The organism is Marinobacter sp. DUT-1, from assembly GCF_050379415.1.
In the GTDB taxonomy this organism is placed as follows: Bacteria; Pseudomonadota; Gammaproteobacteria; order Pseudomonadales; family Oleiphilaceae; genus Marinobacter.
Map to the genome: position 1 here is coordinate 860,913 of NZ_JBNRLS010000001.1, position 16,686 is coordinate 877,598.

Consider the following 16,686-nt stretch of genomic DNA (forward strand, 5'->3'; position numbering starts at 1 on the left):
ACCCGCGTCAGATGACCTAGGACCAGACCAGGAGGATAACTGGAACCGCAACAGCTGTGACGATCACTGAAAGAGGCAGCCCAAGGCGCCAGTAGTCTCCGAAGCGATAACCTCCCGGCTCCATCACCAGGGCATTGGACTGGTGGCCGATGGGGGTCAGAAACGCACAGGAGGCTCCGATTGCCACCGCCATCAGTGTGGCATCGGAGGCCAGTCCCAGCTGGGCCGATATGCCCAGCGCAATGGGAGCCACCAGGATTGCCGCCGCGGCATTGTTGACCACATTGGACAGCAACATGGTGCCTACCAGGATGATGGTCAGCACCATCCAGGGTGCCTGCCCCTGGGCTATCGCCAGTATATGCGTGGCGATGACCTCCGCCCCTCCGGTGGTTTCGAGGGCGCGCCCCACCGGAATCATCGCCGCCAGCAGGACAATGACCGACCAGTCGATGGCGCGGTAGGCTTCCGAGGGATCGAGCAGGCGAGCAAGTACCATGGCAACGGCACAGGCCACCAGCGCCACGGGCGGTGTCAGCCATCCCGATATGATGGCCAGGATAGCAGCTCCGAACAGAGCGCCGGCCAGCACCAGATTCTTTTCCCGCCCGAAGGTCAGGCCACGCTGCGCCAGCGGCAGGCAGCCCAGAGTCTGCAGGGCACCGGTCAGGGTGTCCTCAAAACCCTGGACCAGAAGGATATCGCCAGAGCGCAGCCGGATATCCGCCAGGCGCTGCTTCAACCGATGCCCCTGGCGCGCCACCGCCACAATGTTCAGCCCAAAACGTTCACGCAGGTTCAGTCGGTTTGCGGTGCGTCCGATCAACCGGGACGAAGGGCTGATCACCGCCTCGACCAGCTGCACATCGCCCGTGGCCAACTGCTTCTCGGCATCCCGCTGGCCCTCGCCTTCCTCTTCCCCGGTGACCGTGTGAGGCAGTATCAGACCCGTATGATCAACAAATTCCTGCAGACTGTCGGTATCCGCCTCCACCAACAACACATCCTGCTCCCGGAGCACGGTAAAGGTTGAGGGCGCCGGTGACGTCTTGTCGCCCCGGATCAGCGCCAGGACCACGAGGCTTTTCTCGGAATCTCCGGAAGTCAGCAGATTGTGCAAGGTGTTGCCGACATAGTCAGACTCTTCCGGAACCTGCAGCTCGGTCACATAGTCCCCCACACTGAACAGTTTCTCGCCCTCGGCAGGGTCGTCGCGCCTGGGCGTAAGCCGCCAGCCAATGAGACTGATGAACAGGATACCCGCAACAGTAATAGCCAGACCCACCGGCGCAAAGTCGAACAGGCCAAAGGAGCCGGCTTCCCGGTAACTGGCAATAATGATGTTCGGCGGGGTACCGATCAGCGTCATGGTGCCGCCCAGCAGGGAGCCGAATGCCAGCGGCATCAATAGCAGGGAAGGAGAACGCCCGGCCTGCCGGGACATCCAGACCGCCACCGGCATCAACAGCGCCAGAGCGCCGACGTTGTTGATGAATCCCGAGCACAGGGCGACCACGAGGGTCAGCGTCACCACCTGCAGGATAGCATTACGCCCCACCCGGGCCAGTAACCGGGCAACCGCATCCACCACTCCGCCATTTACCAGGCCCTGACTGATCACCAGCACCGCCGCGACGGTAATCACCGCCGGATGGCCGAAACCGGCAAACAGCTCATCGGCGGGCACCAGACCGGCTATGGCCACCGCCAGCAGGGCCAGCATGGCGACCATGTCGAATCGTAACCGGTTCCAGATGAACAGGCCCAGTGTGATCCCGAGGATCAGAAAAACCAGCCATTGTTCAGACAACATGAATAAGCAGCATCCAGATGCAAAGTCCTTTCAGCAACCATAGCCCGACAATAGGGGGTTTGACAGGACCACCTCCCCTCGCACAAAGGGGCCTTGCCGGTGGGACAGACAAACAAAAACCCCGGACAGCTTTCGCTACCCGGGGTTTTTGTGGCCGGTGAGAGCCTGAGGCCCTCACCATGACAACCCGAACCGATCGATTAACCGAACTGGTTCATGGTGTTGTCTTTACCACCGGCCTTCAGGGCCGCGTCACCAGCGAAGAACTCCTTGTGGTCGTCACCGATGTTGGAACCAGCCATGTCCTGGTGCTTAACGGTGGCGATACCCTGACGGATTTCCTTGCGCTGTACGCCGGCAACGTAGGCCAGCATGCCTTCGTCACCGAAGTAGCCCTTGGCCAGGTTGTCGGTGGACAGGGCCGCGGTATGATACGTCGGCAGGGTGATCAGGTGGTGGAAAATACCTGCTTCACGGGAGGCGTCACGCTGGAAGTTCTGACACCACTCGTCGGCCAGCTGGGCCAGCTCGGTGCTGTCGTACTCTTCGCTCATCAGCTTGTCGCGATCGTAGGCAGATACGTCCTTGCCTTCTTCCTTCCAGGCATCGAATACCTGCTGACGGAAGTTCAGGGTCCAGTTGAAGGACGGGCTGTTGTTGTAGACCAGCTTGGCATCGGGCACCACTTCACGGATGCGGTTAACCATACCGGCGATCTGGCCAACGTGGGGCTTCTCGGTTTCGATCCACAGCAGGTCAGCGCCGTTCTGCAGGCTGGTGATACAGTCCAGAACCACACGGTCTTCGCCAGTGCCCGGACGGAACTGGAACAGGCCGGAGGCCAGACGCTTCGGCTTCATCAGCTTGCCGTTGGACTTGATCACAACATCGCCGTTGTTGATCTCGGAGGCGTCCTCGATGTAGTCGCCGTCCAGGAAGCTGTTGTATTGGTCACCCAGGTCACCCGGCTCGTCGGTCACAGCCAGCTTCTGGGTCAGGCCTGCGCCCAGGGAGTCGGTACGGGCAACGATCACACCGTCGTCAACACCCAGCTCCAGGAACGCCAGACGAACGGCGTTGATCTTGGACAGGAAGTCGGCATGCGGAACGGTAACCTTGCCGTCCTGGTGACCACACTGCTTCTCGTCGGAAACCTGGTTTTCGATCTGGATGCAGCAGGCACCGGCTTCGATCATCTTCTTGGCCAGCAGGTAAGTCGCTTCGGCGTTACCGAAACCGGCGTCGATGTCGGCAATGATCGGCACAACGTGGGTTTCGTGATTGTCGATCTGCTGCTCGATTTCCTTGGCCTTGGCGGTGTCACCGGCATTCTCGGCTTCTTCCAGGGCACGGAACAGGTGGTTCAGTTCCCAGGCATCGGCCTGACGCAGGAAGGTGTACAGTTCTTCGATCAGGCCAGAAACGGCAGTCTTCTCGTGCATGGACTGGTCAGGCAGCGGACCGAACTCGGAACGCAGGGCAGCAACCATCCAGCCGGACAGGTACAGGTAACGACGCTTGGTGGTACCGAAATGCTTCTTGATGGACAGCATTTTCTGCTGACCGATAAAGCCGTGCCAGCAGCCCAGGGACTGGGTGTACTGGGAGGTGTCCTTGTCGTAGTTCGCCATGTCCTCGCGCATGATCTTGGCGGTGTACTTGGCGATGTCCAGACCAGTCTTGAACTTGTTCTGGGCGCGCATGCGAGCGGCGTGCTTCGGGTTGATGGCATTCCAGGTCGGGTGCTGCTTCAACAGGGAAGCGATCTGGTCAACGTCTTGTGCGTAGGGCATGGGTCTCATCCTTTCTACGTTGGTTTTCTGATCATGTGCGGAGACGCTTTTCAGCATCAGCCGAAGCCAGCTTCCTGCTCACTTTATGATCAGCTCGCTGGCGATGAGAAGTACTCTAGTACGTTCGAATTTATAATTGAAATTTATATTATGTATTTTCGGCATTTTTTCGATGAATGGCACGACCGGCTCCGGAACCCACCGGTTTGTTGAGTTCCGTCATTAACACGCAGTCGATGAGTGCTAGTATTGATCTGAACGATCAGTACCCACGAGCAGCGCGGGGCAAAAGGAATTCTCAGTGTTCTATCTTCGTGCGTTTACCCATTCGTTATTGCATGCCCTCAAGAACCTGTTGCCCATCGTTGTCGTCGTTACCTTCTTTCAACTGATCATCCTGCAGCAGATCCCGGACAACCTCGGGAGTATGGCGCTGGGCCTGCTCATCGTCGCCGTCGGCGTGGCACTGTTCCTTCAGGGGCTTGAACTGAGCATCTTTCCCGTCGGCAAGAGCCTGTCGAACCAGTTTGCCCGGAAAGGGTCGGTGGCGGTCCTGCTGGCGTTCGGATTTGCCATGGGTTTCTCCGCAGTCATTGCCGAACCCGCCCTGATCGCAGTCGCCGATCAGGCTCAACGTATCAGCGGCGGGCGGATTGACAGCCTGACACTGAGAGGACTCGTAGCGGTTTCTGTCGGCCTGGTGGTAGCACTGGGGATATTCCGCACGATCTTCGGTTATCCACTTCACTGGTTCATGATCGCCGGATATATCATTGTGGTCATTGTCACCTGGTTTGCGCCGGAAGAAATTGTCGGCCTGGCCTATGATTCCGGCGGAGTGACCACCAACGTTGTTACCGTGCCGCTGGTGGCAGCCCTGGGCATCGGTCTTGCCGCCTCCATACGTGGGAGGAACCCCCTGATCGACGGCTTCGGTCTGGTAGCCCTGGCAGTCATGGTGCCCATGATTACCGTTCAGATCTACGGCATGCTGGTTTATTCGGGCAACCCGGACACCGGAGAACTCATACTCACCAATGAGACAGACACACCAGCATCAACCGGCATAACCGGAATTCTGCGGGATCTCGTGGAAATGGTCCGGGACGTGCTACCCATCATTCTGACCGTCCTGATTTTCCAGTACCTGGTACTGCGCCGGAAACTGGGCAATCCCCGCAAGGTAGTATTCGGCTTCACCCTGGTCATTCTCGGCCTGTATGCCTTTGTTGTGGGCCTGAAAATGGGTCTTTTCCCGATTGGTACGAGCATGGCCGAGCAACTGACGGCGCGTGGGGACCATGCCTATATTTATCTGTTTGCATTAATGATCGGCTTTGCCACTACCATGGCAGAGCCGGCACTGATCGCTATCGGAAAACAGGCGGAAGAGGCCGCGGCCGGCACACTCGATGGCAACGTCATACGGATACTGGTCGCCTTCGGCGTTGCTGTCGGCATTACCATAGGCGTGCATCGCATCATTACCGGGGATTCCATCCACTATTACATCATGGCGGGCTATATTCTGGTGATATGCCTCACGGCACTGGCGCCCCGATATATCGTCGCCCTCGCCTACGATCTCGGCGGCGTCACCACCTCCGAGGTCACCGTTCCCCTGGTGACAGCGCTGGGTATCGGGCTTGCCGCGAGCATCGATGGTCGAAATGTCCTGATTGACGGCTTTGGCCTGATCGCATTCGCCTCGATCTTCCCTATTGTTACAGTGATGGCCTATGCCATCGTTTCCCAATTCATTTCTGATCGCAGGAAGGTAACCCAATGAAATTCTCGGCATTGGTAGCAATCGTTCCGGAGGATCTGGAACAGGAATGCATTGATGCGGCACGGGAGCTGGGTGCCGGTGGCATGACCGTGCTCTCCGGTCGCGGTATCAGCAACACGACCAGAAAAACCTTCTTTGGCCTGACCTACGACGGCAGCCAGAGTGTACTGCTCATGGTACTGGAGAGGGCGCTGTCACTGGAGGTTCTGAAAGCCTTGCAAAAAGTCGTCATGCCCGACCCCCAGGACTCCCAGGGCCTGATTTTCACGGTACCGCTGGAGCATCTGGGCGGCATTGACATGGCCCAGGTGGAGAAATTCGAACAACACCTGAAGGACTCACTCTGATCGGAGAGACACGATGAAACTGGTCAAGGACGTGATGATAAGCGACATCATCAGGATTTCCCCCTTCGCCACCCTGCGGGAAGCGCTGTCACTGATGAAACGCCATGACGTGAAATCCCTGGTGGTAGAGCGCCAGAGTGAGCACGATGCCTGGGGACTGATAACCTACACCAACGTCCTGAAGGCGGTGGTGGCGGAAGACGGGGACATTGACCTGCTGAACGTCTACGATGTCTGCGCCAAGCCGGTCATCAGTGTGGGGGAGAGCCTGGCGCTGAGGCATGCCGCCAGCCTGATGACCGAGCACGGGGTCAAGCGCCTTCTGGTGCTATCCGACAACGAGCTCAAAGGTTTTGTGGTCATGGATGACATCATGCAGGCACTTCTGGAGACCATCGAATAACCACAGCCGCTTCCCTGCCCTCAGGTCTTGCTCATGACCATCAGCCGGTCCCCCGCCTGTAGGTCCAGATACTGCTTGCGGGGAGGGTTCATCGTGAGATGACGCCCGCGCTCATCCGGCGCCGCCCGGAACAGGCCCAAGGCTATTTCCCCCCTGTCAGCGACGATTTTCTCCAGCAAGCGGAAGTCGGTGCTGGCGGGTAACGGGTAATCCGCAGGATCCCGGAACTGGATTTCCGCACCGCCGACAGTGAACAACTCGTCCAGCACTACCCTCAGCTCCCGGCGCAACGCAACCTGGGCAAGCACATGACTGAGGATCATCGGGCTGATCAGCATTTCACTTTTGTGGCCATAGAGCAGGTGTCGATTGTCCGGATCACTGAGTTCCATGATTACCTGCGGCCGACTCGAAGACTCGGCCAGGATCTCCTCCAGCTGAAGGTAGCCCACCATGGCCCGTGCATCCGCCTCCTCCCCCGAACCGATCCGATCACTGCTCAGCAACATCACCGTATGATAAGAGGCGGGATCCAGTTTCCTGAGGTCTTCGTCAACCATGTAGTCCGCTTCCAGCAAGCGCCCGTTCACACTTGCCAGATCAATACCATAACGGGCGATTTCCCGTTGACGCTCTTCCAGGGGAATGGCCGAAACCAGGTCCAGCTCGAACCTTCGATCCCGGTAGCTGGCGAACTCCGAGGCCAGACTGGTCGCCCGCCGGTTCCAGCCCAGCACCAGCACTCGGTGCAGGCCGGATCCGGTTCTGACAGACGGTACTGCAGCAGCCCTTTCAATTCTGACCAGAGCCTCGGCTTTCAGATCCGGGCCGGTGTGGGCATAATCCCTGGCCAGCAGCACGATGCGATCTTCGGGCCGAATCACCGTATCCGAAGGCGCCATCAAATCGACCTGCCAGCGATGTTCTGCGCCGGGATGCAAAAGACCCAGCACGATGGCATGCGGCCGCTGAGAAGCCAGTTCACCCAGTGTAAGCCCTTCGGCGGTCTCGCCACCGCGCACATAAATTTCATTGCCCTCTCCGGCGGTGAGCAGCTCGTTATAGACTTCTGACAGGTTGGGATGCAGAACATTCTGCACCATCAAACGACTGATGGTGGCATCACCAGCAACCACCTCCACGGCTCCAGGATAGGCCCTTTCGATCACCTGCAGCTTACGCATATCCTGGATCTCTGCGACCACGAAAGGCAGTGAGCCCCGAAGGTGGCGCGCTTCAGCAGCAATCGAGAGCAAGGCCTTGACGGTGCCCACATCCGAGGTCAGCAGGCTACCGGCATCCTGCACCTGACTGGGCACAATCACCGCGGCCGCATCCAGGCAGGCGACCCGGTGAAGGGCTTCCGGCTGGATGGCGGTCCCGCTGCGAAAGATGACCTCGCGGGCTCGCCGACCGACGCCAGGCTCATTGATCAGCTCATGGACCTGCCCGGCGCTGGCCTCCTCCGACAGGACCACGAGGCGAAGTTTCTGGGCATCATGCTTTTCCAAAAAGCGCTGCATCCGGCCTGAAGAGCCGAACAGCTCTGCAACCAGCGGCGGTGTCTGAGGCGTCCAGCCCAGAACGACGATGTGGTTTTTCAGAGTCACGGGCGTCAGCCCACGCTCCAGGTCCTGCATCTTGGCGATCAGCCAGCGGGTCAGGATGGCCACCAGGGTACCCATGAACACCACATAGCCGGACACCGTCAACAGGGTGGAAACGATCCGTTGCCAGGTGCCGACATCGTCACCCAGGTAGCCCGGATCGGTCAGTCTCAGAAAGGCCCACCAGATCGCCGACCCGGCATCCTCGAATTCGCCACCCTGGGGCACCACCAGCATTCCGCCAATGAGCGAGATCAACCCGATGAAGATCCCTACCACCAGCAACTGAAAACCCGCGCCCTTCACCAGCTGGCGCTCTACAATGAACTTGACGCGATCAACAACACGAAATGGCAGCATGGGATTCCCTTTGCCTGATTCAGTCATGCTCCCTTAGGATAGAGCAAAGCGCTCATGGAGGTGAGCCATGGAAGCCTCGGCTATTCCTGCTTTGAAACCAACAGGCTGGGTATCCCTTCTGTCGATTCTGGTGATGCTGCCGGTAATCGGCCGGGCGGATAGCGGTCAGATTGCCCAGCCGTGGCGGGCCGAGGCTGTGGTAGAGGGCCGGGACGAAGCCTACGACAAGGAACGGTTTCTGAATGAACTCACGTTCAGGCACAGCCAGCCCCTACCCACTGCGGTCGGTAACGGCATCCGCGGTACCGGCGGCAGTGTGAGCAGCCGGCGCCTCTACTATGACTTCCGTTTCCGACAGGATTTCGGGTTCCGGAATGACCGCAACGGCTTCCTGCTGGACATCCAGCGCAGCGAGGATCTGGATGGTGCCTATCAGCGTCAGCTCGTGGGATTCCGGCAAGCCGTAACCGACGCTACCGAACTCTGGCTGCAGGGCGACGTGTATTCGGACAAATCCGTGTCCGATGTCTATTTCAGCGCCCGCCACCGGCTCGCGGACAACCACTGGATTCATACCAGCTGGATCCTCCCGGATGCCTACTTCAACAGCAAGACCGACTCCCCGGACGAGTTCGAGACTTTCCCCCACTCCTGGTTCCTGCAGTGGCACCGCGGTGGTGGCGAACCGGGACTGGGCACGACGGCATCCATGACCCTGACGCCCGACTCCTCCTTTATCAGCCGGCAGGAAAGCCTGCAGGTGGACAGCGAAAGTGTCAGGGCTGCCTTCCGCCACCGGCAACAGGTTGCCGACTGGCAGATCTCACTGGAGCTGGACGGGGAACGCACACGCCGGGATTACCGGTTGTTTGCCGAGGGCGAAGGCCAGACCACCGGTTTCGACCGGAACCATTTTCAGGTCCTGGCCAGTTCAACCTGGACTGTCCACCGGCTGAAGCCGGGGTTCGGGCTCGCCTACCGGGTTCTCGAAGAGCAAGGCTTTTTCGGCCGGGCCCTGAACGATGAAGGCCGGATTCGCCGGCGTGAATCGACGGTGTTCGGGGAATTTTCCCTTCCTCTCACGCCCGGCGTGAGCCTGCGACCGGCGGTGTACCTGGGGCACGCCAACATCCGGCAGACCTTTGAAGAGGAAACCGACAAGGACTTTGACGGATTTATCGGGAAGCTGGCACTGCCCTTCGTGATGGTTCTCTCCCGCCAAGACGGGGCCGCACTGACCCTGAACCCGACGTTCTACCTTCACAAATCGCAATTCGGTGGCGGCAACCTGCAACTGCACTGGCCGCTGTAACCGCGACCACCGTCCCGGTCGAGAGCGCAATCACCGCCGCTCGGCCCGCACCGCGGCCAGCGCCGCATCCAGGGTCGGATAGAACCGACTGACCCCCTCCTCCGGCTTGATGCCGGCCCTGGCCAGGGTTTTCAGGGGCTGGAACTGCAGGTCGGCGATCACCACCTGGCTGCCACCGTCACGGCAGGTATCGATCAGTTTGGTCAGTGCGGAAAGACCACCGGCGTCCAGAATGGTGACACCGTCCATATAGAGAACGAAGCCCCGGGCCTGGCGTGACAACTCCGCCAGCTCTCCGAAAATCCGGTCCGCAGCGGCAAAGAACAGCGGGCCGTTGATCTTGAATACCTGCCAGCCCTCGGGCAGTTCCTCGCGAGCGATACGCTCGCTGTGGGTGATATCGGTCACCCGGGTCATCTGAGCCATTTCACGCATGAACAGCACCGCCGCCAACAGGACGCCGGTGGTAATTGCTATCACCATGTCCAGGGCCACGGTCAGGCCAAAACAGGTCAGGAAAACCAGCACATCACTGCGGGGGGCGGTTTTCAGCAAGTGCACGGCCTTGGGCGCCTCGCTCATATTCCAGGCCACCATCACCAGCAAGGCGGCCATCGCCGGCATCGGCAGGTAAGCGAGAACCCCCGCCAACGATACCAGCGCCAGCAACACCACGCCGGCATGGATCATAGCCGCCACCGGGGATTCGGCACCGGCACGAAAGTTGGCGGCAGACCGGGCAATGGCGGCGGTCGCGGTAATCCCGCCGAAGAAGGGAACCACCATATTGCCCAGACCCTGCCCCATGAGCTCACTATTGGCGCTGTGCCGTTTCCCGGACATGCCATCAAGGACCACCGCACACAGCAGCGATTCAATCGCACCCAGCATGGCGATGGCAAAGGCGGCGGGTAACAACTCCCGCAATAAATCCCACGAAAACCCCAGGGCCTGACCGTCAGGCCCCGGTCGTTGCCAGGGCCAGGCAAACTCCGGGAGGAACGGCGGAATACCCGCGCCTTCGGTACCATCGGGCAGCAGATAACTGAAGCGCGAACCGATGGTCTCGATACCCGCACCATTGGCATTGAACCACAGCGCCAGGCCACTCCCGATCAGGACTGCCGGCAGGTGCGCCGGCACCGGTGTGCGCAGCCGAGGCCAGATCAGCATGACCGCCAGGGTGGCTGCCGCCACCAGGGTGCTCATGCCATCCACGGCAGGCAGCGCCTCCGCCAGCACAGCCAGCTTGTCCCAGTAATGTTCCGGCATCGCGGCCACCGGCAGGCCGAAAAAGTCCTTCACCTGCAGGGTCGCAATGACGACGGCGATGCCGCCGGTAAACCCCAGGGTGACCGACTCGGGGATATACTCGATAAATCGGCCAAGCCGCATGATGGCCATGATCACCAGGAGGATGCCGGACATCAGGGTCGCCAGTAACAAGCCGCCCAGACCAAATTCCTGGGCAATGGGATACAGGATGACCACAAACGCCGCGGTCGGGCCGGAAATGCTGTAACGGCTACCGCCGGTCAGGGCAATGATGAAACCGGCAATGAACGCGGTATACAGACCATACTGGGGCGCGACGCCGCTGGCGATGGCCAGGGCCATGGCGAGGGGAATCGCGATGATCCCCACGGTAATGCCTGCCATAACGTCCCGGCCGAAGCGTCGCCCGTTATACCGCTCGTTCACACAGGCCTCGCGGAAGGCATGGGCAATTCGCAGGGAGAACAGATGGGCGCGGTGGGGCATGAACGGTAACTCGACTTCTGGAATGGATTGTTTACATTATATGCTCATATTCTGTACATTCAATGTTAATCAGATTAACATACAGACGATTCAATCGCTGAAACAGGGTCCGAACACACCATGGAAAACCGCACCGCACGGCTGACACTCCTGATCGATCCGGAAAAGAAAGCCACGTTTGAAGCCCTCTGCAAGCAGGAAGACGTCACCCCATCGCAGAAGGTCCGCCAGTTCATCCGCGAATACGTGGAATCGAAACTGGGGCCGGACTGGCGGGAACAGGAACAGCAGAAAACCGACTGAGCGAAAGGCCGTATACTCTGGTTATGAAACTTTGCACGCCTGCCCTGCCCCTGATACTGCTAGCCGTCACCGGATGTGTTGCCATGCCTCCTGAACAGAACCCCGTTGCGCCGCCCGAGAGCCAGTATGACGCCCGCGTGATCGACACGGAATCCGGCACACCACTGACCGTCCGAGAGCTGGCCGGTCAACTCGCCGACACCGATGTCGTGGTGGTGGGCGAGTATCACGGCCATCATGCCTCACACCTGTTGCAGGCTCGCCTCCAGCAGGCCCTGTTCCGCCAGAACCCCCGCCAGATCCTGACCATGGAGCAGTTCAACGTGGATCATCAGGACGTGCTCGACCGTTTCCTGGCCGGAGACCTCGGCGAGACCGAAATGATCGAGGACGCCGAAGCCTGGAGCAATTACCGCGCCTCCTACCGCCCACTGGTGGAGTTCGCCCGGCAAGAGCGGCTGCCGGTGATTGCCGCCAACGCCCCGGCGGATGTGGTGCGCTGCGTCGGACGCAAGGGCCCGGACTATCTGGAGAACCTTCGCCCCGAAACCCGTGCATTGCTGCCCGAGACCCCCTTTCTCGACACGCCGGCCTACAAGGAAAAGTTTGTCGAGGCCATCGGTGGCAGCCACGGCATCGAGAATGGCGAGCTTTCGGAGCGTATGCACAACACCTATCACGCCCAGCTGCTGCGGGATAACACCATGGCCAGGGCCATTCTGGATGCAAGGACAAACCACCCGGGGCATCAGATCCTGCATGTCACCGGCACCTTTCACAGCGAAGAACGGCTCGGCACCATAGCCGTACTGTCGCAGCGCGCCCCCGAGCTCTCCATCGCCGTGATCACCCCGGTGTTCTGGCCGGATGAGAAAGACAATATGCCGTTGGAGGCCAACCCAACCAAAGGTGACTTCCTGTACTTCATCCAGCCCCTGCCCGAGGAATTCCGCGATCCGGAGCGCGAGCGCAAGGCCATGCAGGCCCGCTTCGCCGAACGGAAGCCGGCCGACTGCAAGTGAGCCTTCACGTCCCGGGCGAGCCCACCAACGCCGCCCGGAACACCGCAAGATCGTCCTCGCTGAACAGCACCAACCGGATCAGGCGCACCGAGGTGAGTCCGGGCACGGCCTTTCGAATGGCGCTTACCGCAACCCTTGCGGCCTCTTCAATCGGGTAACCGAACACCCCCGTTGAAATCGCAGGAAAGGCGATAGACGCCAGGCGATGCCGGTCCGCCAGCTCAAGGGCGTTGCGATAGCAATCCGCCAATAGCTCCTCCGATGGCGTATCAACACCGTAAACCGGCCCCAGACAGTGGATGACATGGGAATTGGGCAAATCATGGCCGCCGCTGATCACCGCTTGCCCCGGCTCAATGGGTGCAAGTTTCCGGCATTCCTGTGCCAGACCAGGGCCGGCGGCCGAATGAATGGCTCCGGCCACGCCACTGCCTGGCATCAGCCGTGCGTTGGCGGCGTTGACGATGGCATCAATATCCGGCTGGTTGGCAATATTGCCCCGCACACATTCAATGGAAACCTGTGTCATGAAACTCCCCTTTTCCGGCTCTCCGGTTCCCGGTAGTCTTGCCTGATAATCAGGATAGCAGGCCCGCAAGCGAGGGCCCCGGAATACAAGGAGCAGATATGAAAGTTGTCTCGGCATTGATTCTGGGCATCGGCGCCATCATCGCCGCCTCGCTGCTCAGCGACGGCTTGACCGGGCTTCGTACGGCGGACCGTTTTGTGACCGTCAAGGGCGTTGCGGAACGGGAAGTGCAGGCGGATCTGGCGCTCTGGCCCATTCGTTTTGTGGCTACGGGGGGAACCCTCAGCGAAGCCCAGGAGCGGGCCCGGGGTAGTCGGGAGGCCATCATGGCCTTCCTCAAGCTGCAGGCTGTCGACGAGTCGTCCGTGGAACTGCTTCGGCTGGACGTTACCGATACCCGTGCCAATCCCTATCCCGGCAATAACACCGAGCAGAAGTTCATCATCAACCAGACCCTGATGGTGCGCAGCACAGACATCGACCGTATCCGTCAGGCCGCCCAGAACGTCAGCGACCTGGTGGACTCCGGCGTGGTGCTTTCCTCCGATTACGGCCCCGGAGGCCCCACCTATCTGTTCAATGGCCTGAACGAGATCAAGCCGGCCATGATTGCAGAGGCCACGGCGGCGGCCCGGGAAGCGGCCCAGCAGTTTGCACGCGATGCCAAGACCGAACTGGGCGGCCTGCGCCGGGCCAACCAGGGTGTGTTCCAGATTCTGGCACGGGACCAGGCTCCCGGCATCCGGGAGGACCAGCAGCCGGTCAAAACCGTCCGTGTAGTGTCCACCATCGAATACTATCTGCGTTGACGATCGCCCCGAACCAGTTACTGGGTCGCCACCATTTCGTCGGTGACCCGGTATTCCCCCATGAGCCAGCGCATCACTTCGATGGCGGCGGGGTGGTCATAAGCGTCATAGGTATGCAGCAAACTCTGGCGCTTCTCGTCGCTGATCCGTCTCAGGCCACCGTCCTGCAGCACCAGGAGATCGGCCTGCAGCTGGTGGGCAAGCTCGACCCCAAGAAGCTCCCGGGCGGCCTGCAAGAACGCCTGTCCATACTGGTAGTCGGGCCCCCGCCGGTAGGATTCCGCCAGGGTGATCGCCGGGATGGCGGTCAGGGTGGGCTGCAGCGCGGGGTTGATGCCATGTCCGGCGAGGTGGGCGGCATTGGCTGCCGGGCGGCCTGTGAAGGCGCGCAGGTGCAGGTGCTGTGACATCCGGTCCCCGTCGTTGACCGGGTAGTTATCCCAAAGCACGGGCTTCCGCCTCAACAGGTCACCGACCCGCTTCAGGTGGCCCGGGGAAATTTCCCGGGAACAGACCTCCTCGCCGGTCCAGAAGATATTGATGTCCCGGTCCAGCTCCCGGCCAAGCGTAACCAGGTAATCAGCCGGCCGATCGCCAAAGACCCGGTCCAGCACCGGATCATCAGAGTAGTAACTGGGACAGACACTCAGACGGGGAATGTCGGTATGGTCCCGGACCCAGCGCACGATGTCAGCCTGAACCCGTGCCAGATCCGGAGTATCCGAGCGCATATCGTCAAAGAGGATGGCGAGCTCGTCGAGGCCCACCTTTTCCAGGTTCGCAAGCTTCCGTTGCAGAGCGCTGCGTGCTGCATCATCGAACCGATTGAAAACCTCGTAGGGACTGAGCCCGACACCGAAGCGCACCCCGCGCTCCCGGCAGAACTGCCCGAACGAAGCCAGCTCAGCGGCTTCTGCCGGTGGATGTGGGTCCTGCCACCGACGGCGCAGAAAGGGATCGGCCTTGGGGGCATACAAATAGAATTCGTACCCGTGCGGAACCAGTGACTTCAGAAGGCTGCGACGCTCCGCCCAGGTCCAGAGAGGACCATAGAACCCCTCGATAATGCCCAGTGGTGTTGTCATGGTGATCCTTCTCCTGATCAAAAACCGGATCGGCCGAATGGCTCTGCATTACCACATGGTATACCCGGGGCAAGCAAATGGTATACGACCACCATAGGAGTGGCTCCGAAACGGCGCTATGATGCAGCCATACTTCCCGGGAGCCGGCAGCGATGCCAACCGACCAGTCAACCCGTCTTCAAAGTCTTGATGCCCTTCGGGGTCTTGCTGCGCTCGGAGTCGTACTCTTTCACTATCTGCCCTATTACGACCAGCTCTACACTCACCAGTTTATCCTTCCCACAGGTCTTGATAACGCGCTGCAATTCGGACGGTACGGCGTCCACCTGTTTTTTATTCTGAGCGGATTCGTGATTTTCATGACCCTGGAGCGAACTCGCAGTGCCAGCTGGTTTGCCCTTGCTCGAGCCTTTCGACTGTTACCCGCTCTGTGGGCCGGCATCATCCTGACCTCTGTCAGTGTTCATGTGCTCGGCCCTCAGGATCGCGCAGTCAGCCTTTCTGATGCCTTGCTCAATACGGTGCTCTTGCACGAGTATCTGGGACTGCCCCATGTCGACGGCGCCTACTGGAGCCTGGTGGTGGAAGTGACTTTCTACGCCTGGATCGGGTCCCTGTTTTACGGACTGAAGCAGTGGCGCCACCTGAGGATCGCACTCTGGCTCTGGCTGGCGATCAGCTACCTCGGCGTTATCGGGTGGAAATCGCTACCGGAATACCTGGAGTTCCCTGTCAAGGACCTGCTGTTTGTCAAATACGCTCCGCTGTTCATCAGCGGCATGGTCATGTATCGCTGGCATAGCCGCGGCACACCGCCAGCCGGAGATCGGATTCTGCTCATGCTGGCCATCATCCACAGCCTCCTGGCCTACAAAACGCCGTACAGTTTCTTCGTTCTGGGCTGCTATGGCACCTTTGCCCTCGCGGCCTCCGGTCGCCTGCAGTTTCTTGCGTGTCGCCCCCTGCTCTGGCTCGGCAGCCTGTCATATACCCTCTACCTGGTTCACCAGAACATCGGGTACGGGATCATTGAGCTGGCCTATGCCAACGGATTGCACGGAGTGATCGGCGTGTGCCTGGCCCTGGCCACAGCACTGACACTGGCGGCCCTGATTCACCACGGGGTGGAAAAGCCGTGCCTCGCCTGGTTCCGGGATTACCGGACCAGTATGACCAAACGTCCCGACACCCCTTTCCCTGACATGAGTCAAGCATCGCCAGAGCGCGAGCGGTGAGAATCTCTACTAGACTCATGCACATATAAAGACACCCTGTATAGAGAGGAATTCCCAATGGAAATCAAGACCTTTTCCGATCTGATTGACTGGACCCGCCAGCTGCATGCCCACCTTGCCCGCTGCCTTAAGGAATCCGCCGGGCAACACCCGAACGAGCGGGCCAGCGCGCTGCTGGACTACATCAGCACCCATGAAAGTCTGCTTGAAAAGGCGGTGGCCGAGTACGAAAAGCAGGCCGACCCGAAAGCAATGCAGACAAGGCTGTATGATTACGGGGTCCACAAGCCGATCGAGTCAAACCGCACCTGCGATATCCATTACAAGGATCTGGATTTCGCCGGCATCGAAAAGGAGATCTTCGATTTCCACGATCAGGTCATGGACCTGTACGATTCCCTGATTGGCAAGGCCGAAATCCCCGAGGCCAAGGCATTGATGGAAGACCTGAAATCCCTGGAGGAGCATGAGGCCATGCGTCTGGCCAACCAGATCGGACGGATGGACGACGTCTGATA

The 16,686-nt window shown here is 59.9% G+C and carries 15 protein-coding genes; 9 read left to right on the plus strand and 6 right to left on the minus strand.

The genetic code is table 11. The annotated features are described in order from the left end of the window. Nucleotides 1-16: 16 nt before the first annotated feature. Both ACQUTG_RS03975 and ACQUTG_RS03980 read right to left on the minus strand, forming a co-directional pair. Nucleotides 17-1,813: an SLC13 family permease gene (locus ACQUTG_RS03975; protein WP_428918135.1), complete on the minus strand. Its 1,797-nt coding sequence runs from the start codon at nucleotides 1,811-1,813 to the stop codon at nucleotides 17-19. A 200-nt stretch (nucleotides 1,814-2,013) separates the two neighbouring features. Continuing rightward, nucleotides 2,014-3,606 (minus strand): isocitrate lyase, encoded by a 1,593-nt coding sequence (locus ACQUTG_RS03980; RefSeq protein ID WP_428918136.1) that lies wholly within the window; start codon nucleotides 3,604-3,606, stop codon nucleotides 2,014-2,016. Nucleotides 3,607-3,907: 301 nt separating this feature from the next. Here ACQUTG_RS03980 and ACQUTG_RS03985 point away from each other — a divergent pair, with 301 nt between their 5' ends. The 3 genes from ACQUTG_RS03985 to ACQUTG_RS03995 are packed head-to-tail and all read left to right on the plus strand — an operon-like array spanning nucleotide 3,908 to nucleotide 6,145. Continuing rightward, on the plus strand, nucleotides 3,908-5,395 hold the full coding sequence (locus ACQUTG_RS03985; RefSeq protein WP_428918137.1) for a DUF1538 domain-containing protein: 1,488 nt from the start codon (nucleotides 3,908-3,910) through the stop codon (nucleotides 5,393-5,395). Beyond that, the gene (locus tag ACQUTG_RS03990) at nucleotides 5,392-5,742 is read left to right on the plus strand and encodes a P-II family nitrogen regulator (protein ID WP_428918138.1); all 351 of its coding nucleotides are present in this window, start codon (nucleotides 5,392-5,394) and stop codon (nucleotides 5,740-5,742) included. Before ACQUTG_RS03985 ends, ACQUTG_RS03990 begins: the two co-directional genes overlap by 4 nt. A 13-nt stretch (nucleotides 5,743-5,755) precedes the next feature. Continuing rightward, nucleotides 5,756-6,145 carry a CBS domain-containing protein gene (locus tag ACQUTG_RS03995; RefSeq protein WP_343812219.1) on the plus strand — a complete coding sequence of 130 codons (390 nt, stop codon included), beginning with the start codon at nucleotides 5,756-5,758 and terminating at the stop codon, nucleotides 6,143-6,145. A gap of 20 nt (nucleotides 6,146-6,165) precedes the next feature. Here ACQUTG_RS03995 and ACQUTG_RS04000 read toward each other — a convergent pair whose 3' ends face one another. Beyond that, nucleotides 6,166-8,112 carry a CASTOR/POLLUX-related putative ion channel gene (locus ACQUTG_RS04000; protein WP_428918139.1) on the minus strand — a complete coding sequence of 649 codons (1,947 nt, stop codon included), beginning with the start codon at nucleotides 8,110-8,112 and terminating at the stop codon, nucleotides 6,166-6,168. 67 nt (nucleotides 8,113-8,179) lie between these two features. On the opposite strand from ACQUTG_RS04000, the gene ACQUTG_RS04005 reads away from it, so the two are divergent. Continuing rightward, the gene (locus ACQUTG_RS04005; RefSeq protein ID WP_428918140.1) at nucleotides 8,180-9,424 is read left to right on the plus strand and encodes a hypothetical protein; all 1,245 of its coding nucleotides are present in this window, start codon (nucleotides 8,180-8,182) and stop codon (nucleotides 9,422-9,424) included. Nucleotides 9,425-9,454: 30 nt separating this feature from the next. Here ACQUTG_RS04005 and dauA read toward each other — a convergent pair whose 3' ends face one another. After that, nucleotides 9,455-11,185: a C4-dicarboxylic acid transporter DauA gene (gene dauA, locus ACQUTG_RS04010; RefSeq protein ID WP_428918141.1), complete on the minus strand. Its 1,731-nt coding sequence runs from the start codon at nucleotides 11,183-11,185 to the stop codon at nucleotides 9,455-9,457. A gap of 120 nt (nucleotides 11,186-11,305) precedes the next feature. Here dauA and ACQUTG_RS04015 point away from each other — a divergent pair, with 120 nt between their 5' ends. Continuing rightward, the gene (locus tag ACQUTG_RS04015) at nucleotides 11,306-11,488 is read left to right on the plus strand and encodes a CopG family transcriptional regulator (protein WP_410327808.1); all 183 of its coding nucleotides are present in this window, start codon (nucleotides 11,306-11,308) and stop codon (nucleotides 11,486-11,488) included. A gap of 83 nt (nucleotides 11,489-11,571) precedes the next feature. Then, nucleotides 11,572-12,510: a ChaN family lipoprotein gene (locus tag ACQUTG_RS04020; RefSeq protein WP_428918142.1), complete on the plus strand. Its 939-nt coding sequence runs from the start codon at nucleotides 11,572-11,574 to the stop codon at nucleotides 12,508-12,510. 4 nt (nucleotides 12,511-12,514) lie between these two features. Here the strand turns inward: ACQUTG_RS04020 and ACQUTG_RS04025 are convergent, their stop codons facing one another. Then, the gene (locus ACQUTG_RS04025) at nucleotides 12,515-13,039 is read right to left on the minus strand and encodes a macro domain-containing protein (protein WP_428918143.1); all 525 of its coding nucleotides are present in this window, start codon (nucleotides 13,037-13,039) and stop codon (nucleotides 12,515-12,517) included. A gap of 98 nt (nucleotides 13,040-13,137) precedes the next feature. Between ACQUTG_RS04025 and ACQUTG_RS04030 the strand changes: the two genes are divergently transcribed. After that, a complete protein-coding gene (locus tag ACQUTG_RS04030; protein ID WP_428918144.1) occupies nucleotides 13,138-13,848 on the plus strand; it encodes an SIMPL domain-containing protein in 711 nt (236 codons plus the stop codon). 17 nt (nucleotides 13,849-13,865) lie between these two features. Here ACQUTG_RS04030 and ACQUTG_RS04035 read toward each other — a convergent pair whose 3' ends face one another. Then, on the minus strand, nucleotides 13,866-14,933 hold the full coding sequence (locus ACQUTG_RS04035; protein ID WP_428918145.1) for a beta-N-acetylglucosaminidase domain-containing protein: 1,068 nt from the start codon (nucleotides 14,931-14,933) through the stop codon (nucleotides 13,866-13,868). 152 nt (nucleotides 14,934-15,085) lie between these two features. Between ACQUTG_RS04035 and ACQUTG_RS04040 the strand changes: the two genes are divergently transcribed. Beyond that, on the plus strand, nucleotides 15,086-16,168 hold the full coding sequence (locus tag ACQUTG_RS04040) for an acyltransferase family protein (RefSeq protein ID WP_428918146.1): 1,083 nt from the start codon (nucleotides 15,086-15,088) through the stop codon (nucleotides 16,166-16,168). 57 nt (nucleotides 16,169-16,225) lie between these two features. Next, nucleotides 16,226-16,684, plus strand: a complete 459-nt coding sequence (locus ACQUTG_RS04045) for an ATPase (RefSeq protein WP_428918147.1) — start codon at nucleotides 16,226-16,228, stop codon at nucleotides 16,682-16,684. The last annotated feature ends 2 nt before the right edge of the window (nucleotides 16,685-16,686 follow it).